The sequence below is a fragment of the Gordonia otitidis NBRC 100426 genome (assembly GCF_000248075.1).
Lineage (GTDB): Bacteria > Actinomycetota > Actinomycetes > Mycobacteriales > Mycobacteriaceae > Gordonia > Gordonia otitidis.
The window spans coordinates 17,401-42,935 of sequence record NZ_BAFB01000012.1 but is presented as its reverse complement, the minus strand read 5'-3'; the positions used below and the strand labels follow the sequence as shown (position 1 = coordinate 42,935).

Below are 25,535 nucleotides of genomic sequence, written 5' to 3'. Positions count from 1 at the left end.
TCATGATTCTCCGCACCGTCTTTGTACGAGTTGTCGGCCGACTCGTGGTCGTCCCACATGCAGATGAAGGGGTGCGCGGCATGTGCACGGGCGAGGTCGGGATCCTGGTGGTATGCGCCCTGCCGGATGCGGTAGTCGGCGAGGGTCACCGTCGCGTGAGTGGGCTCGACCTTGCGCACTGTCTCCCCGAATGCGCCTGTGTAGCCGCCTGATTCGTATTCGTAGGTGTAGTCGCCGAGGTGCAGCACGAAGTCGATGTCGTCGCGATCGGCCATCGCCCGATACGAGATGAAGTGCCCTGCTTCGTAGTTGGAGCACGAACAGACCGCGAACCGGAGCCTGTCGATGTCAGCAGCGGTCGCGGGGGCGGTTGCAGTTCTGCCCACCGGCGACACAGCTCCGGCGGCCGGACCGTCGAGGACGGTGAATCGGTAGAAATAGCGGGTCGAAGGTGCCAGGCCCCCGGCGTCGACTTTGACCGTGTGATCCCGCTGAGCCGACGTCGTCGTGGTTCCGGACGAGACGATGCCGGAGAACGACGCATCGCGTGCGACCTCCCATCGCAGCGTCGACGGGGCGCCGATGCCCGACCCGGGCGTCGCTTGCGGTACCGGGGTCACCCGGGTCCACAGGATCACCCGGTCGGGCAGCGGGTCGCCCGACGCGACCGAATGGACGAAAGCGTTCGTGGCCGGTGTCGCCATCGCAGGGACAGCGGTCGACGCGACGGCCGCCGTACCCGCCGCGACGGACGCCGACCTCAGGAACGTCCTGCGCGACATGTGCGCCGCGGTGGGAGAGAAGGAGGTTTCGACGCTTTTCCGGGGTCTGGGAGCCACGAGGTGTCAGTCAAAACCCGACAGGTGTCCGGATCGGGTGATTCAGGTGAACGCCGGGTGACCACATCCGGCTCTCGCCGACACAACGGAGGGAATGTGTGATCTGGCAGACCCCGCATCCGGCGGTCGGCGCGGGCTCAGGCCTCGCCGCGCTCCCACTGCTCGATGAGTCCCGCCTGGGATTCCTCGGTGAGTAGTCCGTAGAGCTTGAACCGGGCCATGCCGCCGTCGGGGAAGATGTCCATGCGGGCCTCGGTCATCGGTCGGTCGAGATCGATCACGAACCGATGGCGGGTGTCGGGCTGCAGTTCGGTTCGTGGCAGCACGTCGAACCACTCGCCGTCCTCGCCGTCACGTCCGCGGACCGTGGCAGCACCCGGCGCATTGCCGATGAAGTAGCTGGTGTCGAGTTCGACGAGACTGACCCGACCCTGACCGGCGAGACGTACCTGCACCCAGTCGTTGCCGGAGTCACGGCGACGACTGGTCTCCCAGCCCTCACCCATGTGGCGGGCGCGACCCGGCATCAGCAGGTTGTTCGGAGAACTGTAGAACATGTTCGAGCACGCGGTGATCAGGCCGCCGTTCTCCAGCGCCGCGAGGTCGAAGTGACCGTAGCGGAAGAAATGCGGATTGGGCACACCGCGGCCGTGTACGCGGAACCGCGCGATGCCGCCGTCGGGGTGCATGGTCAGCCGGACGTGCGTGAAGCGGTCCTTGGCGTCGACCTTGAACGGGTTACGGGTGTCGCCGTCGACCGGACTCTTCTCGACGATCGTGGTCCACTCGGCGTCGTCGACGAGTTCCTGTGCCGACACCACTCCCTCGACGGCGGTGGCCTCCACCGAGATCTCCGGCGGGTAGTTGCCCTTGAACCACGAGGTGTCGACGACGACGCCGTAGATCACGCCGGGAGCGCCGAGCCGGATGATCGCCTGGTCGACCCCGTCCCGGCGACGCCTGCGGGTTTCCCAGCCGTCGTAGATCTGACCCTTGTGCCCGAACGTGGCCGGACGATATTCGGCCGGACCGGTCGTGATCAGATTCTGCACCTCGGCGAACAGGTCGTCGTTAGTCCACACCACCGCGCCACCGAGGTCACGTAATGCCAGATCGGGCATCGAGGTGAAATGGGGACGACTACCGCTGGGTGGTGGGGGCTGAGGAGTCACGGATGTTCATCCTAGTGGGCTGTTGCCTGGCACCGAATTCGAGCGCATACTTGCGGGCGACATTTACTTGTAACCCGCAACTATTTGCGGAGGATCGCACATGTCTGTTTTGTCCATTCGATACTGCCCACGGGCTTCGAGGGGTCTGCGTGCGTGACGACGACGGTGGGAGAGGATGAGCGTACTCGAGCCGGAGTCAATCGACCAGCTCTTCGATACCCTCGCCCGCTATCTCCGGATACGCGATCGGGCGGTCCACACGACGTTTCGCACGCCGGACGGCGAGTTCGAGACCGCCGCGTTCCGTGGGTTGTTCCACCTCGACCGCCACTCGATGCGGTCGAGTGAGCTCGCCGCAGCGCTCAATGCCGACCCGTCAACCGTCTCACGGCATGTCGCGCAACTCGTCGAACTCGGTCTGGTGCGACGCGAGGCCGACCCCGACGACGGCCGCGCCACCCTGCTGGTGATCACCGACGCCGGCCGGGAGCGGGTGCAGGGCATGCGGTCGATGCGGCGAGAAGCCTTCAACGGCGCGATGTCGGACTGGACACAAGAAGAACTGTCGACGCTGGTCGGATTGCTCGACCGGTTCGTCGACGCCGCGGAGCAGCTCATCGTGCCCGCACATGACGACGCCAAGGGGCACGAGAACGTGAAGGGATCGAGATGACAGACGGGACACAGGCCACGACGCCGTCGGGTGAACTGGCAGGGGCCGGGCTCACACACCGGCAGATCCTCACGATCCTCGCGGGTCTGATGCTCGGCATGTTCCTGGCCGCGCTGGACCAGACGATCGTGTCGACCGCCATCCGCACCATCGCCGACGACCTGCACGGCTACGACATGCAGGCGTGGGTGACGACGGCCTACCTCGTGACGTCGACGATCGTCACGCCGCTCTACGGCAAACTGTCGGATCTCTATGGCCGCAAACCCTTCTTCCTGCTTGCCATTTCGATCTTCGTCGTCGGATCCCTACTGTGCTCGATGGCGACGTCGATGTATGAACTCGCAGCGTTCCGTGCGCTCCAGGGGCTCGGTGCGGGTGGGTTGTTCACCCTGGCGCTGACCACCATCGGAGACATCGTCCCGCCCCGCGAACGAGCCAAGTATCAGGGCTATTTCCTCGCGGTGTTCGGTACGTCGAGCGTGTTGGGGCCTGTCCTCGGTGGATTCTTCGCGGGCCAGTCGTCGATCCTCTGGGTGTCGGGCTGGCGCTGGGTGTTCCTGGTCAACGTGCCGATCGGCATCTTCGCGTTGGTCGTCGTCGCCAAGGTGCTCAACTACGACCAGCAGAAGGGGCAGAACGGCCGCACCGACTACTGGGGTGCCTTCGCGCTCGCCGTCGGTATCGCACCGCTGCTGATAGTCGCCGAACAGGGCCGCACCTGGGGATGGTTCTCGGGATGGTCGTTGCTGTGTTACGCGATCGGCATCTTCGGCATCGTGCTGTTCGTCTGGATCGAACACAAGATGGGCGACGACGCTCTGATCCCACTGCGCGTCTTCAAGAATCCGGTCTTCGCACAGGGCATCGTGATCTCGATGGTCGTCGGTGCCGTGATGTTCGGCGGGATCTCGATGCTGCCGCAGTACTTCCAGGTGCTGCGCGGATCGTCGCCGATGGTCGCCGGACTGCAGATGCTGCCGATGGTCCTCGGCCTGATGTCAGGGTCGATCGCCTCGGGCCAGATGATCTCGCGCACGGGCAGATACAAGGTGTTCACCATCGTGGGTGCCGTGTTGATCACGGTTGCCACGTTCCTGCTGCACCTGGTCTCGACCTCGACGCCGGTGTGGATCGTCATGCTCATGGCGTTCCTGCTCGGCTTCGGTCTCGGCAACCTGATGCAGCCGATCACCCTCGCGATGCAGAACATTCTGCCGCCCAAGGACATGGGCCTGTCGACCGGCACCGCGACCTTCTTCCGTCAGATCGGCGCAACTCTCGGTGTGGCCGTGTTCTTCTCGCTGCTGTTCAGCCTCATGGGTCCGAACATCTCCGACGAGATGGTCTCGGCGGCCAAGACCCCCGAGTACCGGGCTGCAGTCGTCAAGGCCGCGGGCAGCGACGACCCGCAGGTCAGTGGATTCGCCAAGAGTCTCATCGCGGCGTCGCAGAACCCCGACGGTGCGGGCGGGTCGTCGGACTCGGTGATGAGCGATACGTCGATCATCGAGAACCTGCCTGCCGAGCTGGGAGATCCGATCAAGGAGGGCTTCGCGAAGTCGATGGACTCGGTCTTCCTGACCGTGTCCATCGTCTCACTGCTCGCGATCATCGGAACCGTCACGTGGAAAGAACTGCCACTTCGACGCGGGACGCCGACGCGCGAGCCCGCGGCCGGCGAGTGAGCTGAACCGACCCCTGAACCGACGAATCCACCTCATCTGTGTCTATCAACCTTCGGCGGTGCCGAAGGTGACGCGCGACAGATGAGGTGGATTCGCTCGAGGATGTGGCGGCAGTGCGCCGATCAGTGTCCGGGGAACCGATCGACGGCGGCCTGCGCGACCTTCTCGGCCTCGGCCTTGCCGACCCAACCGCCGGGGGTGACCTCTTTGCCGGGCTCGAGATCCTTGTAGTGCTCGAAGAAGTGCGAGATCGCGTTCAGTTCGTACTCCGAGACGTCGCCGACGTCCTGGATGTGATCCCACCGGACGTCCTTGGCGGGAACGCAGAGCAACTTGTCGTCGCCGCCCGCCTCGTCGGACATCGTGTACATGGCAACGATGCGTGCCTTGACCACCACACCCGGGTACACCGACTCGGGGAGCAGGACCAGCGCGTCGAGCGGGTCGCCGTCCTCTCCGAGGGTGTCGTCGATGTAGCCGTAGTCGGCGGGGTAGCCGAAAGCGGTGTAGAGGTAACGGTCCAGGAAGACCTTGCCGGTCTCGTGGTCGACCTCGTACTTGTTGCGACTTCCCTTGGGGATCTCGATGGTCACATCGAATTCCACGGTTCCTCCTTGATCGTGGCGCCTCGGGCGGGAATCGGTGCGCCTTCGGCGGGTGTCGGCAGCCACGGTCCGGCTGCGCGAATCGCCTCAACGATACTGTGGGGCGTCGGAAGAGATCGGGCGAGACCGGAGGTCGAGTGGGCGCGAGGAAGCAGCACGGTCGGGTGCGGGGTCGTCGGCGCGCGCTCGTGTGGACTCTGGTGTCGGTGATCGTGCTGGCCTTGATCGCGTCGAGCGCGTCGTTCGTGGCGTTTCGCATGGACTCCGCCGACGACCTGCCCGCCGGTGTGCCTCCGCGCCCTGCGCCGATCACGGCGACACCCGCGATCAACCCCGTGTCCACGCAGGCTCCGCAACCGACGGCCGACGGAGTGACCAGGCAGATCGCCGCGGCCGCCCGCGCGCCGCAACTCGGCGAGTTCACCGGTCAGGTCAGTGACTCACTGACCGGAGCGATCCTGTGGTCGAAGAGTCCGAACACCCCGCGGGTGCCCGCGTCGAACACCAAGATCCTGACCGCGGCGGCCGCGCTGCTCGGCCTACCCCACGATGCGCGCTTGACGACGAGCGTGGTGGTCGGCTCCGACGGACAGGTCATCGTCAAGGGCGCGGGCGATCCGACGCTCTCGGCTCAGCCGACGCGTGCGCAGACCTTCTACACCGATCCGGGCAGGATCAGCGATCTCGCCGAACAGATCCGTAAGTCCGGCGTCACGGTGACCTCGGTGGCCGTCGACACCAGCGCCTTCAGCGGTCCGACGATGGACAGCAGCTGGAGCAGAGCCGACATCGCCGGCGGCGACATCGCGCCGATCGAATCACTGATGACCGACGGTGCCCGCATCGATGCACTCAACGAGTACTCACCGCGCGTCGACGACCCGGCGATCACCGCGGGAGAGCAACTCGCCAAGGCACTCGACGTCGATGCCCCGGTCCGCAGTGTCACGGCACCAGCGGGCGCCCGGACCATCGCTTCCGTTCGATCGGCACCCCTGGTGACCAGGGTCAACGACATGCTCCGCTACTCCGACAACGTGCTCGCCGAAGCCCTGGGCATCGAATTGTCTGTCGCCCGCGGCGGCCCCGCGACGCTGGCGGGTGGCACGTCGGCCGTCACGCAGACGCTCGCCGACAACAAGTTCGACGTCGCCGACGTGACGTTGCGCGACACGTCGGGCCTCTCGTACCGCAATCTCGTTCCCGCGGCACTGCTCGACAAACTCATGGCCAGCGCGAGTGGACCCACCGGCGCCGACCAGCCCGTCGACACCAAGATCCGGCCGATGCTCGACGGACTGCCAGTCGCAGGCGGCACCGGCACGTTGGCCGATCGGTTCACCGTCGGAGAAAACCCCGGCGCGGGCTGGGTGCGAGCGAAGACAGGAACACTGACCGGCGTCAGTTCGTTGACCGGCATAGTGCAGACGGTCGACGGTCGGGTGTTGTCGTTCGCGTTGATCTCGGGAGGAACTTCTCCCGCGGACGCGCGTCCGGCTCTCGACGCAGTCGCAGGCAAGTTGAGGGAGTGCGGATGCCGATGACCGAGTCGACCGACGACGAGGAAAGTGGTCTCGACGAGCGCGGTGAGTCGATCGGCGCGCGGATCGACTGGTCGCTCGCGGCATCTGTCGGGAAGCGGCTGGTGCGGCCGGGGCCCAGGGTCACCGAGTACACACTGGCAGCCGCTCAGGCCGAACTGGCCGACGCCGCGGTGCGCGCCGAGGCTCCGGTCCGCGAGGTCACCGGACTCGCGGACGGTCTGCAGGTCCCGAGCGCGCTCGTTCTCGACCGTCGCGGCTGGGTCGACGCCGCGTCGCAGTCGATGCGTTCGATGCTCGACGGTGAGAGTGCCTCCGGCGGTGGGCTTTCCGGCAAGGTTGGGGGTGTGCAGGCGGGTGGCCTACTGGCTTTTCTCGCCGGCGCGATCCTCGGACAGTACGATCCGTTCACGTCACACGACCCAGAGCCCGGCGAAGCGGTTGCTGCGGCCGACACCGGTGTGCTGATGCTGGTGACGCCGAATATCATTGCGGTAGAACGCAACCTGCGGGTCGTGCCGTCGGATTTCCGTCTCTGGGTGTGTCTGCACGAGGTGACTCACCGTGTGCAGTTCTCGGCCAACCCCTGGCTGCGGCAGTACATGCTCGACAACGTCGCGGTGCTCACCACCGACGCCGGCGAGTCGGTGACCGACGTCGTCGCACGGATCAATACGGCGGTTCGCGGTGCCGGCGCCGGGAGCGGAGCGAGCGGGCCGAATACTACCGGTGCCAAGCGGGAGAAGGGCATCATCGGTGTGATGCAGATGCTGCAGACGCCCGAGCAGTACGAGGCGTTCACGCGCATGATGATGTTGGGCACCCTGCTCGAGGGGCACGCCGACCATGTCATGGATGCGGTCGGTCCGTCGCAGGTTCCGACGGTCGAGCAGATCAGGGCCTCATTCGACAAGCGACGGACGGCGCCCAGGAATCCGGTGCAGCGCATCATCCGCGCGCTGATCGGGATGGATGCCAAACTGGCGCAATACATTCGGGGTAAGGCCTTCGTCGACGAGGTGGTCGGCACCGTCGGAATGGAGCGCTTCAACACCATCTGGACGAATCCGGAGACGTTACCTCGACCGGACGAGATCGACGAGCCGTCGCGATGGATTGCACGCGTGCTGTGACCCGCGCGGTCGCTGAGTTCGCGACCGCACACCTCGCGGGCGGCACGCAGGTCTGCGTGGGCCTGTCGGGCGGGCCGGATTCTCTGGCACTCACCGCCGCCGCGCTGCGGGCGGGGCTGACGGTCCGTGCGCTCATCGTCGACCATGCGTTGCAGCCGACCTCGGCCGCCGTGGCCGCCGATGCGGCGCGGACCGCTGCGGATCTCGGTGCGTCTGCACAGGTCTTGCGCGTGAGCGTCGGAACCGACGGCGGCATGGAAGCCGCGGCGCGCGACGCGAGGTACGCGGCGCTCGAGGATGCGCGCGACGGGCTGCCGGTACTGCTCGCGCACACCATGGACGACCAGGCCGAGACCGTGCTGCTCGGTCTCGGCCGCGGGTCGGGGGCGCGCTCTCTCGCGGGGATGCGCGCCTGGCGCGCACCCTGGGGACGGCCGCTGTTGGGTGTGCGTCGGTCAGAGACGGTCGGGACCTGCACGGAACTGGGGTTACCCGCGCACGCCGACCCGCACAACCGCGATCCGCGATTCACCCGCGTTCGGTTGCGGGCCGAGGTGATTCCGCTGCTCGACGACGTGCTGCACGGTGGGGTGGTGCAGGCGCTGGCACGTACAGCCACGGCGCTGCAGTCCGACGTCGCGGCACTCGACGAGATCGCCGACGACGCCTTCTCGAGGTCGGCGCGGGGAGGCGGAGCAGACACCGAACTCGACGTCGATTCAGTCGCCCGACTGCCGGACGCCGTGCGAACACGGGTGGTGCGGCGCTGGTTGCTCGAGGTCGGGGCGACCGAACCGACGACGCGGGTGATCGAGGCCGCCGACGACGTGGTGCGCGGGCTACGCGGAGGACAGGTGGCCGTCGGGGGCGGGCCCGACCACCGGCTGGTGGCGGTTCGCGTCGACGACGTCCTGCGGGTCCGCGGCATCACCCGGTGAGCGGGGGGTCAGCGGGTGTTGCCCGACGCGGACGCCGACTTGACACTGGCGCGCACCCAGATTCCGGTACCTGCCACGGCCACGATGAGCGCGGGCTTGTTCAGGATCAGTGCGAGTGCGCCGAGCAGGACCACGTTGTTCGCCAGGTAGACGGGGCCCATGATCAGCACGTGGGCGAGGCAGAACAGTGCCCACACCAGCGTGAGGCGCCGATGGAATCGGACCCGATCGGCGGGGTCGGAGAGTTGACCACTCTGCGGCTCGAGTCGGATCTTGCGGCAGATGGGCAGTGAGAGCGGTGACGGGGTTGCCAGACTGACACCGAAGACTACGGTCAGCGCTGTGTACAGGATCAGCGGCGGCAAGAAGAAGTCTCTGCCCTCGCCGGTGGCTGCGGCCATGGCTGAGAACACGAGGATCAAGCCCGCTGAGATGGCGACGGTCAGGGGCTTGTCGCCATGCCAGAGTCGGAGACCGGCGATGACCGCGGCAGTCACGATGGCCGCGACGATTCCGACAACGATGTTGCCGAGTTGGTAACCGATGATGAAGGCGAGGATGGGTGCGCCACCGTCGATGAGGTGTCGAACGGCGCCCACCTCGCGGATCTTCGTTCGCATCCAACGTAAGGCCCCGATGGTCTCGTCAGTGGTGTCCGGTGGAGGGCTTGCTGCGGCAGTCATGTTGTGTCCTAACGATGGTATGGGAGGGGAGAGAGGGATGGTTCACAGTTGTGCTGCGACTGCGCGGCCCGCAGTCCGGCCGGAGAACAGGCATCCACCGAGGAAGCTGCCTTCCAGAGCGCGATAGCCGTGCATTCCGCCACCGCCGAACCCCGCGACTTCGCCCGCCGCGTACAGGCCATCGACGGGAGTTCCGTCCGTTCGTAGTGCCCGTGCGCTGAGATCGGTGTGGATGCCGCCAAGGGTCTTGCGGGTCAGTAGGTTGAGTCGAACCGCGATGAGGGGACCAGCCTTGGGGTCGAGAAGTCGATGCGGCGACGCAACTCGCGTGATCCTGTCGGGAAGGTATCTGCGCGCGTTGGCAATTGCCGCCATCTGGTGGTCCTTGCTGAACTTGTTGTCGAGTTGACGGTCGCGGGCGGTGACCTCGTCTCGAACGGTCTCCACATCGAGCAACGCCGAGCCGGTGAGGTCGTTCATCGCCGTGACAAGGTCGTCAAGGTTGTCGCGCACCAGGAAGTCGACGCCTCGCCGGGTGAATGCCTCGACAGGTCCGGGAACCCCACCGCGGGCTCGTGTGGTCAAGAGCTTGAGATCTTTCCCGGTCAGGTCGGGGTTCTGTTCCTGGCCGGAGAGACCGAATTCCTTTTCGATGATCTTCTCGGTGCAGATGAACCAGCTGTAGTCGTGCCCGGTGGCCAGAATGGCCTCGGTGGTGCCGAGGGTGTCCGAGCCCGGGTAGATCGGGGCGGGCAGACGTTTGCCGGTGGCGTCCAACCACAGCGACGATGGTCCGGGCAGGATTCGTATCCCGTGGTTGGGCCAGACCGGGTCGTAGTTGGTGATGCCTTCTGTGTAATGCCACATGCGGTCCTGATTGACCAGGCGCGCACCCGCTGCTTCACTGATCTCGAGCATTCGGCCGTCGACATGCGCGGGAACACCCGACAGCATCCGCTCGGGGACGGGTCCGAGCCGTGCGGGCCAGTGTTTCCGGACCAACTCCGGGTTTCCCCCGATACCGCCCGAGGTGACGACGACTGCGTCGGCGCGAAACTCGAACTCCGACACGATGGTCCGGTTGGAAGCGACGCCCCGCGCGGTAGGCGAGTCCGCGAGTACTCGGCCCCGAACGCCGGTCACCGCTCCGTCGCGTGTGGTGATCTCGTCGACGCAATGCCTGTGGGCGAAGCGGATTCGTCCGCCTGACGCCGCGATACGACTGGTGAACGCCTCGACCAGTGCGGGACCGGTGCCCCAGGTGATGTGAAAACGGGGCACCGAGTTCCCCGGCCCCAGTGCCGTTGCGCCACCCCGCTCGGCCCAGCCCACGACCGGAAAGAACGAAATTCCCAACTCGGAGAGCCACTGTCGCTTCTCCTCGGCGGCGAAGTGGACGTAGGCCTCGGCCCAGCGCCTCGGCCACGCGTCCTCGTCCGGCCTGTCGAAGCCGGCGGTGGCCTGCCAATCGGTCCACGCGAGGTCGAACGAGTCGTGGATGCCCACGCGGCGTTGTTCGGGACTGTCGACGAGGAACAGACCGCCGAACGACCAGAATGCCTGGCCCCCGATGTTGGCTGCGTTCTCCTGGTCGAGGATCAGGACGGACTTGCCGGTGGCCGCGATCTCGGTGGCGGTGACCAGACCCGCCAGTCCTGCTCCGACGACGAGGACGTCGGCCTCTGGTGAATGTGTCATGGGATCTCTCTACGTGTGCTCGGTGGTTGTCTGTGTGTGCGAGTCGGGAAGGTCGTCTTGCACACGGTGCGGTGTCAGACCGCGGGCGGCGGGGTCTCGCCGGGGGTACCGAGGGTTGCTGCGACAGCGGGACCACCGAATCGCTCGACGAGTGCGGCCTGGTCGGCTTTGGCCTGTGCGTCTACATCCGTTGGGTTGCAGATGGATTCGATCTCGGCGAGGAGCGCCGCGAGCGTCTCCCGGTAGGCCGGGTCGTGTGCCAGATCCTTCGTTTGGTTCGGATCGGTTGCGACGTCGTAGAGTTCGTCGTCGTACCCCACATAGTGGTGCAGGACGTAGTCGCCCTTGCGCAACAGGAACGCGCCGCTGGCCGCCCCCATCGCGTGGTACTCGCTCATGACGGCACGCTCGGGATCGGGTGACTCGGCGATCTGTAGGAGCGATGTGCCTGGCCGCGGTTCGCCGGTCGCGGCGACTCCGGCGGCGTCGAGGATCGTCGGGTAGAGATCGAGGAGGCTCGTCGGGGTGGAGTTGACCGTGCCTGCTTCGACGCCTGGTCCCGCGATGATCAGCGGCACTCCGGCTGATTCGGTGTAGAGCAACGACTTTCCCCACAGCCCACGGCTCCCGACCATGTCGCCGTGGTCGCTGGTGTAAATGACCAGTGTGTTCTCGGCCTGTCCGCTGGCATCGAGTGCGTCGAGAATGCGTCCGACGTTGTGGTCGAGATAGCTCACCAAACCGTAGTAGGCGGCAGCGGCGCGTCGACGCTCCTCCTCGGTGTTGGCGTCGTCGAGGCCGGGTAGGACTCCTGCGAAGGCCTCGACCCACGGGTGACGGGCGTGACCGTGCTCGGGCCGCATGGTCGGGGTGGGCATGTCGTCGGGGTTGTAGAGTTCGAAGAACTCGGGTGGTGCGAGGTAGGGGAAATGCGGCGCGAGCAGTCCCGAGTACAGTACCCACGGTTCGTCGTGGTTGTGCTCGTCGGCGAGCCACTCGCACGTGCGGTCGGTGACCGCGGCGTCGTAGCGTGTGTAGTCGGATTCCGCACCACCGGAGAAGGACACCATGAGAGGCGCATTGTCTCTGCGCGGCAACGGATCTCGTACTGATCCCCAGATCTGTCCGACACCGTCCTTGAGGTGCATCGGCAGGTGCTGCACGTCGAATCCGGTCGGATCGTTCTCGTTGCGATAGTGCAGCTTTCCGATCGACTCGACACGCCGCCCCACCTTCTGTAGCTCGTGTCCCCAACTCTCGACAGCGCCGTCGTATCCCATGGCGTTGTCCCAATACCGCGTCTGGTGCGGGTACAGGCCGGTGGCGACCGAGGCGCGGGACGGCACGCAGATGGGACTCGCGCAGTAGGCATCGCTGAATCTCGTTCCCCGCGCGGCGAGGCGGTCCATGTTCGGTGTTGCGACGAGCGGGTTGCCTGCCGAGCCCATGATCTTCGGATTGTGCTGGTCGGACATGATCAGCAGCACGTTCGTGGGGGTGGAGGACATGGTTGTCTCACTTCCTTTTGTGGGGCGTGGATTGCGGGTTTTCAGGTCGTCGGTGGAATGACCGAACGGAAAGAGAAGTGCGTGTGTATCAGCGGGCGATGCGGAAGCCGATGTTCCCGCTGCTGCCGTCGGCGGAGTTCGAGGTGCGCGCCGAGACTCGGTAGCGATTGCAGTAGCTGTCGTGGCACATGTGTGAGCCGCCGCGCATGGCGTATCGGGACTCCGGCGCTTCATGTGGAGTGCCGGAGTGGTCGACGCGCCATGGGTCGGCCGTCCATTCCCAGACGTTGCCGACCATGTTGTAGAGGCCTAATCCGTTGGGCTCGAACGCTTCTACCGGCGCCGTCGATCGGTATCCGTCGGCGGCGGTGTTGCGAGCCGGGAAGGAGCCCCGCCAGATGTTGCACCGAAAGCTCTCGTCCTCATCGAGCTCGTCACCCCACGGATAGCGCGCTCTGCTCAGCCCGCCTCGTGCGGCGTACTCCCACTCGGCTTCGGTCGGCAGGCGCACACCGGCCCATCGGCAGAAGGCGCGGGCATCGTTCCATGAGACGTGCACGACGGGATGGTCGGCTCTCTCGCTGACATCGCTGCCCGGACCTTCTGGTGCCCGCCAGGTGGCATCGGTGACCGCGCACCACCACGGGGTGCCCTCGGGTCGGGGCGAGGCGCGTCTCAGTGCTGCGGGAAGAAAACCGGCGAACACGAAGGACCACCCGAAACGCTCTGCGTCGGTGACGTATTCGCTGTTCGTCACGAACTCGTCGAACTCGGCGTTGGTGACGGTGTGTGCGGAGATGGCGAACGCGTCGACGGTCGTCGATCTGATCGGACCTTCGCCGTCGGCGGCGTGGCTCGACGGTCCGTCGTCACCCATCCAGAACTCCGCGGCAGGCAGCGCGATCAAGCGGTCGAGAGCCAGCGCATGGTCTGTCGTTCGAATTCGTTGCGGTGCTTCGTGGTCGCTACTGCTCGGCGGTGAAGGTCGACGTCCGGGAGCGCAGCATGTGCTGGCGTCCCCGTCCGGTCGGTCGGACGCTGTGCGCATGTCTTCTCCGAGTACGGGTGTCATCGAGAAACTCTCCGTCCTGTGGTCTAGCCGACGACTGCGACAATCGCGGTACAGGTGCAGGCGACGGCAACGAGTGCCGTGATGGTGGCGAGGTGGAAGTGGGTAGGTGCCGAGATGCGCTGCATCAGCACGCGACTGCGTCGGAAGCAGATGAACGCCAACACGACGACACACGCAGCGGCCGCGGCGACGCAGAATGCGGCAGCGACCGGGGCTCTGACGACAGCGGCGTGCGCGAGCAGGAAGACTGTCACTACGGCGGTCAGCGTCGTTCGACGCCAGGCAAGCGCGGTGCGCTCGACGGCAAGGCCGGGATCCGCGGGCCACGGCGACTGTGTCGTCATGACAGAACCAGCGCGAGAACAGCCGCGATCGCGATGAGGACGACGCCGACGGCGACGAGCGGCACGACCAGATTCCCGGGGAGTTCCGTCCCTTGATGCATTGCCCGGTTGACTCGCCTCCACTGTCGAAACGCCAAGCAGCACAACACAAGGGCCAGGACTGCGCACGACAGGGCTATCGCGCGCCGGTAGTCGGCTGTCGCGAACTGCGCTGCGAGCGACTGGAGGGCGACGCCGCCCGCGAGCAACCCGAGCGAGGTACGGATCCATGCGAGGAAAGTGCGTTCGTTCGCGAGCGTGAAGCGATAGTCGACGACATCGGCGGCTGCCTCATCGGTTGCCGTGCCGTCATCGCTGCCGCACTGCTGCGCAACCATGGCTCACCTCAAAGAAAGAAGACTGTGTGTATGAAACAAGACGTTATGACTGGAAACATACGCGATGTCCAAGCCGAGGACAAGAGTCGTGGATCACCGGGACGGGCAACTATGAGCTGCGCCATAACTAGCCAGGCTGATATGTCCGCAGATGGTTGCCGGTAGCGATCGCGCAGTGGGTGTTGTCGCTTCGCCGGGTCAGAACGCGGCGCACGATGGACACGGGCGGCACCCGGTCGAGAGTCCGACCGGTCAGCGAGTGACCCGCTTAGGGAGTAACCCCGTCAGGAAGTCGGTGGCTGGGCGCCCTCGGCGTCGAATCCGGACGCCCAATACCGACCATGGAGCGAGAGGTTGAGGAGTTCGTCCGTGATGTCGTCGATCGGGGCTCGGGGATCTGATTCGAGCCACCACGCGAGAACGGTTGCGATTTCGCCGACCCAGGCGCGCGCGAGGATCTCGGGGTCGATGCGCATACGCACGCCTTCTGCGTCGGATCGGTGGGTGAAGTACTCGGTCACGCGGGCGGAGCGATCGTCGACGAAGCGTCGCAGCCCGAGGCCGTCCCCCTCACCGCGCAGGATGACGCGGTAGGTGTCGCGCTCCTGTGCGGCGTGGTGGAACAACGCGGTGATCGCTTGCCCGGTGAATCCGCGCCCGTCCTTGCCGAACACCGGTTCCAGACGTACCTGCATGTCTGCGATGACCTCGTCGACTATCTGCTCGAAGAGTGCATCTTTGTCTGTGTAGTGCGCGTAGAAGGTCGCGCGGCCGAGGTCTGCTCTGGTGGTGATGTCCTCGACGGTGATCGACGAGTATCCGCGCTCGAGCACGAGTGAGATGAAGGCTTGGCGGAGTTGCCGACGAGTGCGTGCGATCCGGCGATCTTGAGACGCCACGAATCGCGACCACCCTTCATTCTTCTCCGCAGTTCTCTGCGGTATCCGTCCTCGGCCGATGCCGCGATTGACGTCGGCGCGCCTGACCACTCACCGGCGTCGACGTCGGTGTGGCCAATACTAGGACGCCGGCCGATGCGACGTTCAGCTACCCGCGGGCTCGCGCGTCGCACCGGCCGGAATCGGGGGCCCCTCGGCTCAGACCGGCGACGTGATGGTCTGGAAGTACTGAATCGCCGCCACGATGAGCGTTCCGCCTCCGCCGAGGATCACCCCGACGATCGAGCCGACGCCCGCGCCGATCGGGATACCCGCGAACACGCATCCGAGCGGTGTGAGGGTCACGCCTGCGATGGCGCAGCCGGCGATCCCTCCCACCACGGCGCCGATCGCGAGACCGACGAGCGATGAGATGGTCATTCCCGCGTTGAGGACACCGTTGAAGCGGTCGAGAGCCTCGTTGTCACGCTGCTGCCGTGTCTGCTTGGGCGGGGCCTGCTTGGCGGCGACCTGTCGCACCGCATTGACCTGTCGAGGGTCGAGCGGATGTGCGCGCGAGACGTCGCGAGACGGAGTCAGCGAGACGGATTTGCCGGAAACGGCAGCGTCGATCGGATACTCGAGGTACTCGCTGCGATACCGCAAACCCATCCGGAATAACGCCTGGCCTGCGGAATTCTTGACGACGACGTCATTGCCTTCGCGTGAGATCGAACCGTCGGAAACCGACAGATTCACTCCCGTGGGGGTCTGTGACAGTTGATAGTGCACCGAGGGGGGCGGAGGGGCGGCCTGAGCGATCGAGTGCACCAGGGGGATGGTCAGGACCGCCGCAGCGAGGACCGCGATCAGTCGGGTGAGAGTGATTGTGGTGGAGGGTCTTACGAAATCCGGCAGTACCGAGTGGTGCGTGGGTGTCGAACCGCGTCGTTGATGGTTCATCGGTGTTCCGTCCATATCCTCGATCCGATTGGTGGCGGATTCGGCGTAAGATCCCGCGGCCCCGAGCGGTTTTACCGATCTGAATCCCGGAACATCATTGTTTAGATGCATTAATAGAATTGATCGACGATGTCCCGAAGTGGATTCTCATCGGAAATACGGGAATGTGCGGGAAACCCGCCGCAAAGGTGACGCCTGATACGGTTTGTTATCTCCCCGTGATACGAATGTCCTGTTAACGGAGGATGAATGTCGTCCGATCGGGGGATCGTTCTCGACCTATTTGTTCGTTGTCGGATCGCCCCGATCTCGAGGCGCGGGTCCTCGGGTGGATGGGGGAGGCTTCGGCATCGCTCGGCACCGACTGCGACCCGCGGCTACCCGACATGTCAAGCTGGTATCCGTGCATTCCGAGATCGAGATCGAGCACCACTACGGTGACGACATCGAGGCAGTCCTCATCACGGAGGAACAGATCAAGGCTCGAACCGCCGAGCTGGCTGCGTCGGTGGCGGCGCGCTACACGGACCTGCAGGACGATCTCGTCCTGATCGGTGTCCTCAAGGGCGCGATCATGTTCATGACCGACTTCGCCCGTGCGCTGCCCATCCCCTCGCAGATGGAGTTCATGGCGGTGTCGAGCTACGGCTCGGCGACCTCCTCGTCCGGTGTGGTGCGCATCCTGAAGGATCTCGACCGTGACATCGCCGGCCGGGACGTGCTGATCGTCGAGGACATCATCGACTCGGGACTCACGCTGTCGTGGCTGATGAAGAACCTCGCCACGCGGCAGCCACGGTCACTCGCCGTCTGCACGTTGCTGCGCAAACCCGAAGCGGTCCGATCCCCGGTCGAGGTCGCCGACATCGGGTTCGACATCCCCAACGAATTCGTCGTCGGATACGGCCTCGACTACGCCGAGCGCTATCGCGACCTGCCCTTCATCGGCCGCCTGCGGGCGTCGGTGTACGAGAAGTGACGTCCGGGGAGCGCGGACGATCGCACACGCCGAGCCGACGGTGAGGTCGAAACGACGACGGCCGACGATTTCACCGCGGGGAACGGTTTCACCTGCATGATCGTTGACCGGTAGCCTCTATGTGTACGACCGAACCCTCGGGTGGCGTTCACATCGTTGGAAAACCGATGGGAAGGACAGTGGTAACGGCGCCGGGCGGCCCCACGCAGAGCCTGGACCTCCACCAATGCGCATGAACCAGAACCGAAAGACAGTCTTCCGCAATCTCGCGATCCTCGCGGTGATCGTGCTGGCCTTGTGGGGCTGGTACGCGCTACGCGACGGTGATCGCGGATACACCGGGGTCGACACCTCTGTCGCGCTGACTCAGCTCAACACCAAGAACACCAAGTTCATCCAGATCGACGACCGCGAGCAGCAACTGCGGATCGAGACCAAGGAGCCGATCAAGGTCGACGGCCAGGACGTTTCGAAGATCACGACCAAGTACCCGGCGTCCGCGGGCGAGCAGGTCTTCGACTCGGTCAAGTCGACGGGGGCCGGCTACCAGACCAATGTCACCCAGCAGTCGGTGTTCTGGCAGATCATGATCTTCCTGCTGCCGATGCTGTTGCTGTTCGGGCTGTTCTTCTTCGTCATGAACCGCATGCAGGGCGGCGGCAAGGGTGGCGTGATGGGCTTCGGCAAGTCCAAGGCCAAGCAGCTGTCCAAGGACATGCCCAAGACCACGTTCGCCGACGTCGCAGGCGCCGACGAAGCGGTCGAAGAGCTCTACGAGATCAAGGACTTCCTACAGAACCCCGCGCGCTACCAGGCGCTCGGCGCGAAGATCCCGCGCGGCGTGCTGCTCTACGGCCCGCCCGGAACCGGTAAGACGCTGCTCGCGCGAGCCGTCGCGGGTGAGGCGGGCGTGCCGTTCTTCACCATCTCGGGTTCGGACTTCGTCGAGATGTTCGTCGGTGTCGGCGCGTCGCGTGTGCGTGACCTGTTCGAGCAGGCCAAGAACAACAGTCCCTGCATCATCTTCGTCGACGAGATCGACGCGGTGGGCCGTCAGCGTGGGGCAGGCCTCGGCGGTGGACACGACGAACGCGAGCAGACACTCAACCAGCTGCTCGTCGAGATGGACGGCTTCGGCGACCGGTCGGGTGTCATCTTGATCGCGGCCACCAACCGCCCCGACATCCTCGACCCGGCGCTGCTGCGTCCCGGCCGTTTCGACCGACAGATTCCGGTCGGCAACCCCGACATCGCCGGGCGTCGCGCGATCCTGAAGGTGCACGCCAAGGGCAAGCCCATCGCAGAGGACGCCGACCTCGACGGCCTCGCCAAGCGAACACCGGGAATGTCGGGCGCCGACCTCGCCAACGTCGTCAACGAGGCCGCGCTCCTCGCCGCCCGCGAGAACAAGACGGTGATCACCGCCGAGATGCTCGAAGAGGCTGTCGACCGCGTGATCGGTGGACCGCGCCGCAAGAGCCGCATCATCAGCGAACACGAGAAGAAGGTCGTTGCCTACCACGAGAGCGGTCACACGCTCGCGGCATGGGCGATGCCCGATCTCGATCCGATCTACAAGGTCACGATCCTCGCCCGCGGACGGACGGGCGGCCACGCCCTCGCCGTTCCCGAGCAGGACAAGGACCTGATGACCCGTTCGGAGATGATCGCTCGCCTGGTCATGGCGATGGGTGGTCGTGCGTCGGAGGAACTCGTCTTCCACGAGCCGACGACCGGCGCGTCGTCGGACATCGACCAGGCAACCAAGATCGCCCGCGCGATGGTCACCGAATACGGCATGAGCGCCAAGCTCGGTGCTGTCCGCTACGGCCAGGAGCAGGGCGACCCCTTCCTCGGACGCAGCATGGGTGCACAGAGCGACTACTCGGCCGAGGTGGCCAGCGAGATCGACGACGAGGTACGTCGACTCATCGAGGCCGCACACACCGAGGCCTGGGCAATCCTCTCCGAGTACCGCGACACCCTCGACATCCTGGCCAGTGAACTCCTGGAGAAGGAGACGCTGACCCGCAAGGATCTCGAGCGGATCCTCGCCAACGTCGAGAAGCGCCCGCGGATCACCACGTTCAACGAATTCGGTGAGCGCACCCCGAGCGACAAGCCCCCGGTGAAGACTCCCGGGGAGCTGGCGATAGAACGCGGCGAGCCGTGGCCACCGCCACCGCCGGAGCCCGTGCGTGAGCCCGTCGGTGCCGGGAGTGCACCGGGCGGAACACCGCCGTCGGGGTATGTGGGTGGACAGCAGCCCTATTACGGAAGTCCGTATCCGACGCCCGGGCAGGGCTATGCACCTCCCTATCCCGAGCAGGGGAACAACCCCCCTGGCTCCCAGGGAAGTGGAACGCGACCCGATTACGGCGCACCCCGCGACTGGTCCGCCCCCGGGTGGCCGCCCCAATCGGGTGGTTACCAGGCAGGCGGCGGCTACCAGCCGGGGGGATACCGTCCCGACGGTCAACAGCAGGGCGGCTACCAGCCCCAGGGCTACCCGAGCGGCGGAAACCCGAACGGCGCCAACGGTAATCAGCAAAACGGCCACGAGTACGGCCCCTATGGTGGTCAGCACGGCACCGGTCACAACGGTGGAGGGCAACACCGCGACGACGGTGAGGGGTCGCCACGCAACGGTTCACACGGAGACGGAGCCTGAGGGTCGGATCGATGACAATCAGCGAGGGTCACGACATTGCGACTCACGAGGACGCATCGCACGCGACGACGGTCGACGGCGGACGCTTCTTCGATCAGCAACGCGCCGAGGCGGCGGTACGCGAGTTGCTCATCGCGGTCGGCGAGGATCCCGACCGCGAAGGGCTGCGTCGCACGCCGACTCGTGTCGCCAACGCCTATCGAGAGATGTTCGCGGGCCTTTACACCGACCCGTCGGAGGTGCTCGCGACGATCTTCGACGAGGACCACGACGAACTGGTGCTGGTCAAGGACATCCCGATGTACTCGACGTGTGAGCATCATCTGGTGTCGTTCCACGGCGTCGCCCACGTCGGTTACATCCCCGGACCCACCGGCCAGGTGACCGGACTGTCGAAGTTGGCGCGGGTCGTCGACCTGTACGCCAAGCGCCCGCAGGTGCAGGAGCGACTGACGAGTCAGATCGCCGATGCCCTGGTCAATCGGCTCAATCCGCGGGGTGTGATCGTCGTGATCGAGGCCGAGCACCTGTGCATGGCGATGCGGGGCATACGCAAGCCCGGTGCGCGCACCACCACATCGGCGGTGCGTGGCATCTTCAAGACCAGCGCCGTGTCACGCGGCGAGGCACTCGACCTCATCACCCGGTGACCGACGACCCGGTCGACGCCGGAACCCGCGATTCCGCGCGTACGCAGGTGATGGGGATCGTCAACGTCACCGCGGACTCGTTCTCCGACGGCGGCAGATATCTCGACCCCGACCGGGCCGTCGAGCACGGGCTGCGTCTGCACGCCGACGGCGCCGACATCATCGACGTCGGTGGCGAATCCACCCGACCCGGCGCGATCCGAGTGGACGAGGCCGTCGAGATCAAACGTGTCGTACCGGTGATATCAGCACTCGCCGACGAAGGTGTGCAGGTGTCTGTCGACACGATGCGCGCCGCGGTCGCGGAGGCCGCCATCGATGCGGGGGCGACGATCGTCAACGACGTCTCGGGCGGCCGTGCCGATGCGGGCATGGCGTCACTCCTCGCCGAGGTGGGGCTGCCCTGGATTCTCATGCACTGGCGTCCCGCGGCAGCCGAGTCCGATGCCGGGCGTCGATTCACTCATCGCGTCGACGACACCGGCGGATACCGCGATGTCGTCGCCGAGGTCAGTCGTGAGCTGCTGGGCCAGGTCGACGCCGCGGTCGACGTCGGCGTCGATCCCGACAACATCATCCTCGATCCCGGACTGGGATTCGCCAAGACGGCGCAACACAATTGGGCGCTGCTCAATGCGCTGCCGACCCTGGTCGGCCTGGGTTTCCCCGTGTTGGTCGGGGCATCGCGCAAGCGTTTCCTCGGAACCCTGCTCGCCGTCGACGGCGACGCCCGCCCGCCGGAGGGACGCGAGATCGCGACCGCGTCGATCAGCGCGATTGCCGCGATCCACGGCGCGTGGGGCGTGCGCGTGCACGACGTCGCGGCGAATCGCGACGCGGTCACCGTGGCAGCTGCATGGCGCGCGGGGGGCCGCGACCGGCACACCGTCCATGGGGAGCAGCAGGATGGCTGACCGAATCGAACTGCGCGGCCTGCGCGTGCGGGGCAACCACGGTGTCTTCGACCACGAGCGGCGCGACGGCCAGGACTTCGTCATCGACGTCACGCTGTGGACCGACCTCCGTGCCGCGGCAGAGTCGGACGACCTCGCCGACACCGTCGACTACGGCACACTCGCGCAGCAGGTTCACGACGTCGTCGCAGGAGAACCGCGCAACCTCATCGAGGCCGTCGGCGGAGAGATAGCCGAGCAGATCATGCTCGACGACCGCATCCACGCCTGCGAGGTGGTCGTACACAAGCCTTCGGCGCCGATCCCGTTGGATTTCGCCGACGTCGCCGTCGTCACCCGGCGGTCCCGGAAGTCCGCGGGTGGTCTGCGGTGACGCGCGCCGTCCTGTCCGCGGGCACCAATCTCGGCGACCGTGCAGCCCGACTGCACGAGGTCGTCGATGCGCTCGCCGGCGACCTCGTCGCAGCGTCGAGTATCTACACGACGGCCCCGTGGGGTGGCGTCGAGCAGCCCGACTTCTACAACATCACGCTCATCGTCGACGGCCCGGTCTCCGCACGCGACTGGTTGCAGCGGGGATTCGACCTCGAGCGCGCCGCGCACCGAACGCGTGAGGTCCGTTGGGGTCCGCGGACGCTCGACGTCGACGTGATCTGCGCGAGCGACGAAGCGGGGACGCCGATCATCAGCGCCGACGAGGAGCTGACCCTGCCACATCCCCGCGCGGCGCAGCGTGCCTTCGTGCTGGTGCCCTGGCTGGAGATCGAACCGGATGCGACGCTGTGGACGCCTGACGGCCCCCGCTCGGTCGTCGACCTCGTCGAGGCCCTGCCCACCGCCGAGCGCGAGGGTGTTCGCAGGCTGACGACGAACGGCGGACCCGCCAGCAGCGAGGCAGTCGGATGACCGCGCCGAACCCGTCGACGCCGCCGGAGTCCGACGAGCCGGGGCTCGGACCCACCCGGCCTCGCGACCTACTCATCATCGCGGTCTTCGTGGCCCTCATCGCCTGGATACTCGTTCGCTACAACTACTCGGCGCTGCCCCCGTTGCCGCTGCTGGCCGGACTCGTGCTGTACGTCCTCGCGGCGATCGAGACGGCCATAGCCTTCGTCGTGCGCGCACGCGTCGCCGACCGTCAGGTGGGCCGCGCCCGTGGACAGTTGCACCCGCTGACAGCTGCGCGGGTGTTGGCATTGGCCAAGGCGTCGGCCATCCTGGGCGCCGTTGCCGTCGGTGTGTGGGTGGGCATGCTGGTGTTCCTGTGGAGTCAACACGGCGTCACCTCCGCCGAACACGACAAGCCGGGCGCGATCGTCGGAGCGTTCGGGGGCCTTGTTCTCGTCGTCGCGGCGCTCTGGCTCGAGTACTGCTGTCGAGCACCCGACGACCCGACCGACCAGACGACACAACCGCGTGCGGACGGGCATCCCGGACCCGCGTGAGCGACCGACATCCACATATCAGCGTGCGAATCATGACTCTCCGCACCCGCCTCGCCGTCGCGCGGGCCGTCAGAGGGTAAGTTCACGGTCATGACGACCTCGACTGGCCGTGCCGCCGACTCACGCCGTTCCGGTCGCGTCGGGCAATGGCTGGTGGGTCTTCTCATCGTGCTGGCCGTGGTGGCCAGTGTGCTGATGCTCTTCACCGACCAGATCTCGGTGCTCGGATCGCTGGCGGTGATCGCGGCGCTGTGGGCCGCGGTGATCGCAGCGATTCTCATCACGAGGTACCGCCGGCAGGCCGAGAGCGCCGAGAGCAAGAGCCGCGATCTCCGACTGGTCTACGAGTTGCAACTCGAGCGAGAGATCGCTGCGCGTAGGCAGTACGAGCTCGACGTCGAGTCGACGATCCGCAAGGAGATCAGCGACGAGGCCGGCGTCGAACTCGCCGAACTCAAGGCGCAGGTCCTCGCACTTCGTTCGAGTCTCGAGATGCTGCTCGGCGAATCGTTGCCCGATCAGCGCGCAGCACTACCGAACGAAAAGCTCCGTGAGTTGGCGTCGGGTCTCGGCGGGCTCGGCGCGCAGTCTGGCCGTTCGCAGCCCGACTACGGCAGCGGTTCGGTGTATCCCGGCACCTACGGCTCGACCGATTTCACCGCCCACGACGACGGGGCCCTCGCCGCACGCGATTTCGAGCAGACCGCACCCGGCGCAGAACACCGACGTCGCGATTCCCGGCCGTTCGATGCTCCGAGGCGTTTCGGCTCCGACGTCGACCCCAACGAGTTGACCGAGGTTCTGCCCGTCGTGCAGGGTGATGCGCCGATTTCGGGCCGGATCGCCACCGAGGTCCCGCTCGATGAGATCCGCGCCGACGAGGTCGAGGCTGTGGGAGTCGACGAAGTGATCGCCGACGAGGTCCCCGAGGACGCGACAACCTACGCCGAGACACCCACCGAGGACTCTCACGCAGGCGCAACGGAGTCTCGCGCGGGCGAAACCCCTCACGACGACAGTGCACGCGGCGATGCGTCCGCAGCGGACTACGTAGCCCCCGGCGACGTCGCCGAGGAGGTCGTCGTCGACGTCGTCGAAGAACAACCGTCGCCGCGGGCCCCGTACACCTCCGGAACTCTTGACACCGCCGAGTCGTCGACGCCTCAGTCGGCTGCCGACCAGGGACCGACGACGTCGGCGCCGTTCTCCGGCGGGTTCTACGTCGGGCCGTCCCGAGCCGCCACGTCGGAGCCGTCGGAGCCGGGAGCCACCGAAGCCGATGCCGAGGTCGCAACCGACGTCGAGGTCGCATCGGAAGCCGAGGTCGCACCTGACGTCGAGGTCGCACCCGAGACGTCGTCGGGTCGGCACGAGACCGGCGACGACGCGACTCGCACCTATGGTGGCGGCCGGCGGCGTCGTGATGAGGACGACGACCACGACGCGGCGCACACCGCAGGGCTTCCGGTTGCCGAGTTGCTCAATCAGCTTCGTCAGTCCCCCAGCGGTGGGGGCGGCGGACGTCGGCGTCGCGAGGACTGACGTCGGCAAGTGCCGCTCCACCTCGTCGAGTGGAGTCGATGCCCCGCCCAGGTGACGAGTCTCACAGGCATTGGCTCGGCGGCGCGTCGAGCGCCTAGCATTGCGGTGCACGTCCGGTACCCACGCCAGAGTTGGGACTGGAACGACCTGGGAGGACACCGGTGACCTCACCGAACGGCGAATCCGCCGTGCCCTCGACCCCTGATGGCGGGTCGAATGAGAGGCGCAGTGACGCGGGGCGTCTGGGGCATTCCTCCTCCGCGGAGTTCGCCGGGGTCAGCAACCCACCCACGCCCGCCCGTCTGACTGTCGGAATCGTCTCGGCTGGGCGAGTCGGGACGGCACTCGGTGAGGCCCTCGAGCGGGTTGGTCATGTGGTGGGCGCAGTTGTCGCTCGATCTCCCCGGTCCCGTCAGCGCGCAACGCAACGGCTCCCCGAATCGCAGATACTCGACCTCCCCGAGGTCGTCGCGCGAGCCGAGCTCCTCATCATCGCGGTGCCTGACGCCGACATCCGCGACGTCGTCGCCGACATCGCCGACAGTGGACGGTTGCGTCCGCGCACCCTCGTCCTGCACACCGCGGGTGCACACGGTGTCGAGATCTTGGCGCCGCTCACCGCCCTCGGTGCGCTTCCGCTCGCCGTACACCCCGCGATGACGTTCGTCGGATCCGACGACGACACCGCCCGACTACAGCAGGCATGCTTCGGTGTGACCGCTGCCGACGAGGTCGGTCTGGCCATCGCGTCGGCGCTCGTGCTCGAAATGGGCGGCGAACCCGTGCGCATCGCGGAGGCCGACCGAACCCTGTACCACGCCGCACTCGCACACGGCGCGAATCATCTCGTGGCACTGGTCTGCGACGCTGTCGCTGCGATGAACGCAGCCATCGAGGGTACGGCGGGCGAGGCGAGCCGTGATGCGGCCACCGTCGACGGGAACTCCGAGCGGCTTGCCGAGCGCATCCTCGCCCCATTGCTCACTGCGGCATTGCGCAACGTGCTCGACCTGGGGCCGGATGCACTCACCGGACCGGTTGCTCGGGGCGACGCCGGTGCCGTCGCCGATCATCTCGCCGAGCTGCGTGCGCTGCCGGGCGGCGACCGTCCCACAGCGATTGCCGAGGCCTACCGCATCCTCGCGCGGCGGGCAGCCACCTACACCGATGCGCCCCAGCCGCTCATCGAGGTACTGGAGCGACGAGAGTGACCACTTCGACG

At 66.3% G+C, this 25,535-nt stretch carries 25 protein-coding genes; 14 read left to right on the top strand and 11 right to left on the bottom strand.

Annotated elements, in window-relative coordinates; translation table 11 throughout:
- The coding region (locus GOOTI_RS01860; protein WP_039993117.1) for an alkaline phosphatase D family protein at nucleotides 1-782 on the bottom strand (782 nt) is incomplete at its 3' end.
- Between the two features lie 194 nt (nucleotides 783-976).
- The gene (alc, locus tag GOOTI_RS01855; RefSeq protein ID WP_007236849.1) at nucleotides 977-1,960 is read right to left on the bottom strand and encodes an allantoicase; all 984 of its coding nucleotides are present in this window, start codon (nucleotides 1,958-1,960) and stop codon (nucleotides 977-979) included.
- Between the two features lie 226 nt (nucleotides 1,961-2,186).
- Between alc and GOOTI_RS01850 the strand changes: the two genes are divergently transcribed.
- Nucleotides 2,187-2,684, top strand: coding sequence for a MarR family winged helix-turn-helix transcriptional regulator (locus GOOTI_RS01850; RefSeq protein ID WP_007236848.1), 498 nt, complete (start codon nucleotides 2,187-2,189; stop codon nucleotides 2,682-2,684).
- Nucleotides 2,681-4,372: an MDR family MFS transporter gene (locus tag GOOTI_RS01845; protein ID WP_007236847.1), complete on the top strand. Its 1,692-nt coding sequence runs from the start codon at nucleotides 2,681-2,683 to the stop codon at nucleotides 4,370-4,372. Before GOOTI_RS01850 ends, GOOTI_RS01845 begins: the two co-directional genes overlap by 4 nt.
- 122 nt (nucleotides 4,373-4,494) lie before the next feature.
- Here GOOTI_RS01845 and GOOTI_RS01840 read toward each other — a convergent pair whose 3' ends face one another.
- Nucleotides 4,495-4,977, bottom strand: coding sequence for an inorganic diphosphatase (locus GOOTI_RS01840; protein WP_007236846.1), 483 nt, complete (start codon nucleotides 4,975-4,977; stop codon nucleotides 4,495-4,497).
- A gap of 137 nt (nucleotides 4,978-5,114) precedes the next feature.
- On the opposite strand from GOOTI_RS01840, the gene dacB reads away from it, so the two are divergent.
- Genes dacB through tilS form a run of 3 tightly spaced genes read left to right on the top strand, consistent with a single transcriptional unit; the run spans nucleotide 5,115 to nucleotide 8,589 of the window.
- Nucleotides 5,115-6,521 carry a D-alanyl-D-alanine carboxypeptidase/D-alanyl-D-alanine endopeptidase gene (gene dacB / locus GOOTI_RS01835; RefSeq protein ID WP_083835824.1) on the top strand — a complete coding sequence of 469 codons (1,407 nt, stop codon included), beginning with the start codon at nucleotides 5,115-5,117 and terminating at the stop codon, nucleotides 6,519-6,521.
- On the top strand, nucleotides 6,518-7,651 hold the full coding sequence (locus GOOTI_RS01830; protein ID WP_007236844.1) for an Rv3626c family coenzyme F420 biosynthesis-associated protein: 1,134 nt from the start codon (nucleotides 6,518-6,520) through the stop codon (nucleotides 7,649-7,651). Before dacB ends, GOOTI_RS01830 begins: the two co-directional genes overlap by 4 nt.
- Complete coding sequence (tilS, locus tag GOOTI_RS01825; RefSeq protein WP_039993112.1) at nucleotides 7,630-8,589, top strand: tRNA lysidine(34) synthetase TilS; 960 nt, start codon at nucleotides 7,630-7,632, stop codon at nucleotides 8,587-8,589. Before GOOTI_RS01830 ends, tilS begins: the two co-directional genes overlap by 22 nt.
- A gap of 8 nt (nucleotides 8,590-8,597) precedes the next feature.
- Here the strand turns inward: tilS and GOOTI_RS01820 are convergent, their stop codons facing one another.
- The 8 genes from GOOTI_RS01820 to GOOTI_RS01785 all read right to left on the bottom strand — a co-directional run bounded on the left by GOOTI_RS01820 (nucleotide 8,598) and on the right by GOOTI_RS01785 (nucleotide 16,112).
- Nucleotides 8,598-9,272, bottom strand: a complete 675-nt coding sequence (locus GOOTI_RS01820; RefSeq protein WP_007236842.1) for a DUF3159 domain-containing protein — start codon at nucleotides 9,270-9,272, stop codon at nucleotides 8,598-8,600.
- Nucleotides 9,273-9,314: 42 nt separating this feature from the next.
- Complete coding sequence (locus GOOTI_RS01815; RefSeq protein ID WP_007236841.1) at nucleotides 9,315-10,970, bottom strand: FAD-binding dehydrogenase; 1,656 nt, start codon at nucleotides 10,968-10,970, stop codon at nucleotides 9,315-9,317.
- A gap of 74 nt (nucleotides 10,971-11,044) precedes the next feature.
- Nucleotides 11,045-12,478 (bottom strand): sulfatase family protein, encoded by a 1,434-nt coding sequence (locus tag GOOTI_RS01810; RefSeq protein ID WP_007236840.1) that lies wholly within the window; start codon nucleotides 12,476-12,478, stop codon nucleotides 11,045-11,047.
- 88 nt (nucleotides 12,479-12,566) lie between these two features.
- Nucleotides 12,567-13,526: a formylglycine-generating enzyme family protein gene (locus GOOTI_RS01805; protein ID WP_039993129.1), complete on the bottom strand. Its 960-nt coding sequence runs from the start codon at nucleotides 13,524-13,526 to the stop codon at nucleotides 12,567-12,569.
- Between the two features lie 47 nt (nucleotides 13,527-13,573).
- On the bottom strand, nucleotides 13,574-13,894 hold the full coding sequence (locus GOOTI_RS01800) for a DUF202 domain-containing protein (protein WP_007236838.1): 321 nt from the start codon (nucleotides 13,892-13,894) through the stop codon (nucleotides 13,574-13,576).
- Nucleotides 13,891-14,271: a YidH family protein gene (locus GOOTI_RS01795; protein WP_007236837.1), complete on the bottom strand. Its 381-nt coding sequence runs from the start codon at nucleotides 14,269-14,271 to the stop codon at nucleotides 13,891-13,893. The genes GOOTI_RS01800 and GOOTI_RS01795 overlap by 4 nt, the downstream gene beginning before the upstream one ends.
- A 284-nt stretch (nucleotides 14,272-14,555) precedes the next feature.
- Nucleotides 14,556-15,170 (bottom strand): TetR/AcrR family transcriptional regulator, encoded by a 615-nt coding sequence (locus GOOTI_RS01790; RefSeq protein ID WP_039993127.1) that lies wholly within the window; start codon nucleotides 15,168-15,170, stop codon nucleotides 14,556-14,558.
- A gap of 198 nt (nucleotides 15,171-15,368) precedes the next feature.
- Nucleotides 15,369-16,112, bottom strand: a complete 744-nt coding sequence (locus GOOTI_RS01785; protein ID WP_233425394.1) for a DUF8020 domain-containing protein — start codon at nucleotides 16,110-16,112, stop codon at nucleotides 15,369-15,371.
- A 403-nt stretch (nucleotides 16,113-16,515) separates the two neighbouring features.
- Here GOOTI_RS01785 and hpt point away from each other — a divergent pair, with 403 nt between their 5' ends.
- The 9 genes from hpt to GOOTI_RS01740 all read left to right on the top strand — a co-directional run bounded on the left by hpt (nucleotide 16,516) and on the right by GOOTI_RS01740 (nucleotide 25,524).
- Nucleotides 16,516-17,091, top strand: coding sequence for a hypoxanthine phosphoribosyltransferase (gene hpt / locus GOOTI_RS01780; RefSeq protein WP_007236834.1), 576 nt, complete (start codon nucleotides 16,516-16,518; stop codon nucleotides 17,089-17,091).
- A 232-nt stretch (nucleotides 17,092-17,323) separates the two neighbouring features.
- Complete coding sequence (gene ftsH, locus GOOTI_RS01775; RefSeq protein WP_039993107.1) at nucleotides 17,324-19,762, top strand: ATP-dependent zinc metalloprotease FtsH; 2,439 nt, start codon at nucleotides 17,324-17,326, stop codon at nucleotides 19,760-19,762.
- A gap of 11 nt (nucleotides 19,763-19,773) precedes the next feature.
- Nucleotides 19,774-20,412, top strand: a complete 639-nt coding sequence (gene folE, locus GOOTI_RS01770; protein WP_007236832.1) for a GTP cyclohydrolase I FolE — start codon at nucleotides 19,774-19,776, stop codon at nucleotides 20,410-20,412.
- Between the two features lie 50 nt (nucleotides 20,413-20,462).
- Nucleotides 20,463-21,326, top strand: a complete 864-nt coding sequence (gene folP, locus GOOTI_RS01765; RefSeq protein ID WP_039993123.1) for a dihydropteroate synthase — start codon at nucleotides 20,463-20,465, stop codon at nucleotides 21,324-21,326.
- Nucleotides 21,319-21,699, top strand: a complete 381-nt coding sequence (gene folB, locus GOOTI_RS01760) for a dihydroneopterin aldolase (RefSeq protein ID WP_007236830.1) — start codon at nucleotides 21,319-21,321, stop codon at nucleotides 21,697-21,699. The genes folP and folB overlap by 8 nt, the downstream gene beginning before the upstream one ends.
- Entirely contained in the window at nucleotides 21,696-22,232 is a 537-nt protein-coding gene (gene folK / locus GOOTI_RS01755; RefSeq protein ID WP_007236829.1) for a 2-amino-4-hydroxy-6-hydroxymethyldihydropteridine diphosphokinase, read from the top strand. Before folB ends, folK begins: the two co-directional genes overlap by 4 nt.
- A complete protein-coding gene (locus GOOTI_RS01750; protein ID WP_007236828.1) occupies nucleotides 22,229-22,771 on the top strand; it encodes a DUF3180 domain-containing protein in 543 nt (180 codons plus the stop codon). The genes folK and GOOTI_RS01750 overlap by 4 nt, the downstream gene beginning before the upstream one ends.
- 90 nt (nucleotides 22,772-22,861) lie before the next feature.
- Nucleotides 22,862-24,313: a DUF6779 domain-containing protein gene (locus tag GOOTI_RS01745; RefSeq protein WP_007236827.1), complete on the top strand. Its 1,452-nt coding sequence runs from the start codon at nucleotides 22,862-22,864 to the stop codon at nucleotides 24,311-24,313.
- 161 nt (nucleotides 24,314-24,474) lie between these two features.
- The gene (locus GOOTI_RS01740) at nucleotides 24,475-25,524 is read left to right on the top strand and encodes a Rossmann-like and DUF2520 domain-containing protein (protein ID WP_039993105.1); all 1,050 of its coding nucleotides are present in this window, start codon (nucleotides 24,475-24,477) and stop codon (nucleotides 25,522-25,524) included.
- Nucleotides 25,525-25,535 lie beyond the last annotated feature (11 nt).

Bases quoted from the DNA above. Each gene is read 5' to 3' on its own strand.
- alc (WP_007236849.1), bottom strand. From the start codon at position 1,960: ATGCCCGATCTGGCATTACGTGACCTCGGTGGCGCGGTGGTGTGGACT.
- GOOTI_RS01850 (WP_007236848.1), top strand. From the start codon at position 2,187: ATGAGCGTACTCGAGCCGGAGTCAATCGACCAGCTCTTCGATACCCTC.
- GOOTI_RS01845 (WP_007236847.1), top strand. From the start codon at position 2,681: ATGACAGACGGGACACAGGCCACGACGCCGTCGGGTGAACTGGCAGGG.
- GOOTI_RS01830 (WP_007236844.1), top strand. From the start codon at position 6,518: ATGACCGAGTCGACCGACGACGAGGAAAGTGGTCTCGACGAGCGCGGT.
- tilS (WP_039993112.1), top strand. From the start codon at position 7,630: ATGGATTGCACGCGTGCTGTGACCCGCGCGGTCGCTGAGTTCGCGACC.
- GOOTI_RS01820 (WP_007236842.1), bottom strand. From the start codon at position 9,272: ATGACTGCCGCAGCAAGCCCTCCACCGGACACCACTGACGAGACCATC.
- GOOTI_RS01815 (WP_007236841.1), bottom strand. From the start codon at position 10,970: ATGACACATTCACCAGAGGCCGACGTCCTCGTCGTCGGAGCAGGACTG.
- GOOTI_RS01810 (WP_007236840.1), bottom strand. From the start codon at position 12,478: ATGTCCTCCACCCCCACGAACGTGCTGCTGATCATGTCCGACCAGCAC.
- GOOTI_RS01805 (WP_039993129.1), bottom strand. From the start codon at position 13,526: ATGCGCACAGCGTCCGACCGACCGGACGGGGACGCCAGCACATGCTGC.
- GOOTI_RS01800 (WP_007236838.1), bottom strand. From the start codon at position 13,894: ATGACGACACAGTCGCCGTGGCCCGCGGATCCCGGCCTTGCCGTCGAG.
- GOOTI_RS01795 (WP_007236837.1), bottom strand. From the start codon at position 14,271: ATGGTTGCGCAGCAGTGCGGCAGCGATGACGGCACGGCAACCGATGAG.
- GOOTI_RS01785 (WP_233425394.1), bottom strand. From the start codon at position 16,112: ATGAACCATCAACGACGCGGTTCGACACCCACGCACCACTCGGTACTG.
- ftsH (WP_039993107.1), top strand. From the start codon at position 17,324: ATGAACCAGAACCGAAAGACAGTCTTCCGCAATCTCGCGATCCTCGCG.
- folE (WP_007236832.1), top strand. From the start codon at position 19,774: ATGACAATCAGCGAGGGTCACGACATTGCGACTCACGAGGACGCATCG.
- folP (WP_039993123.1), top strand. From the start codon at position 20,463: ATGGGGATCGTCAACGTCACCGCGGACTCGTTCTCCGACGGCGGCAGA.
- folB (WP_007236830.1), top strand. From the start codon at position 21,319: ATGGCTGACCGAATCGAACTGCGCGGCCTGCGCGTGCGGGGCAACCAC.
- GOOTI_RS01750 (WP_007236828.1), top strand. From the start codon at position 22,229: ATGACCGCGCCGAACCCGTCGACGCCGCCGGAGTCCGACGAGCCGGGG.
- GOOTI_RS01745 (WP_007236827.1), top strand. From the start codon at position 22,862: ATGACGACCTCGACTGGCCGTGCCGCCGACTCACGCCGTTCCGGTCGC.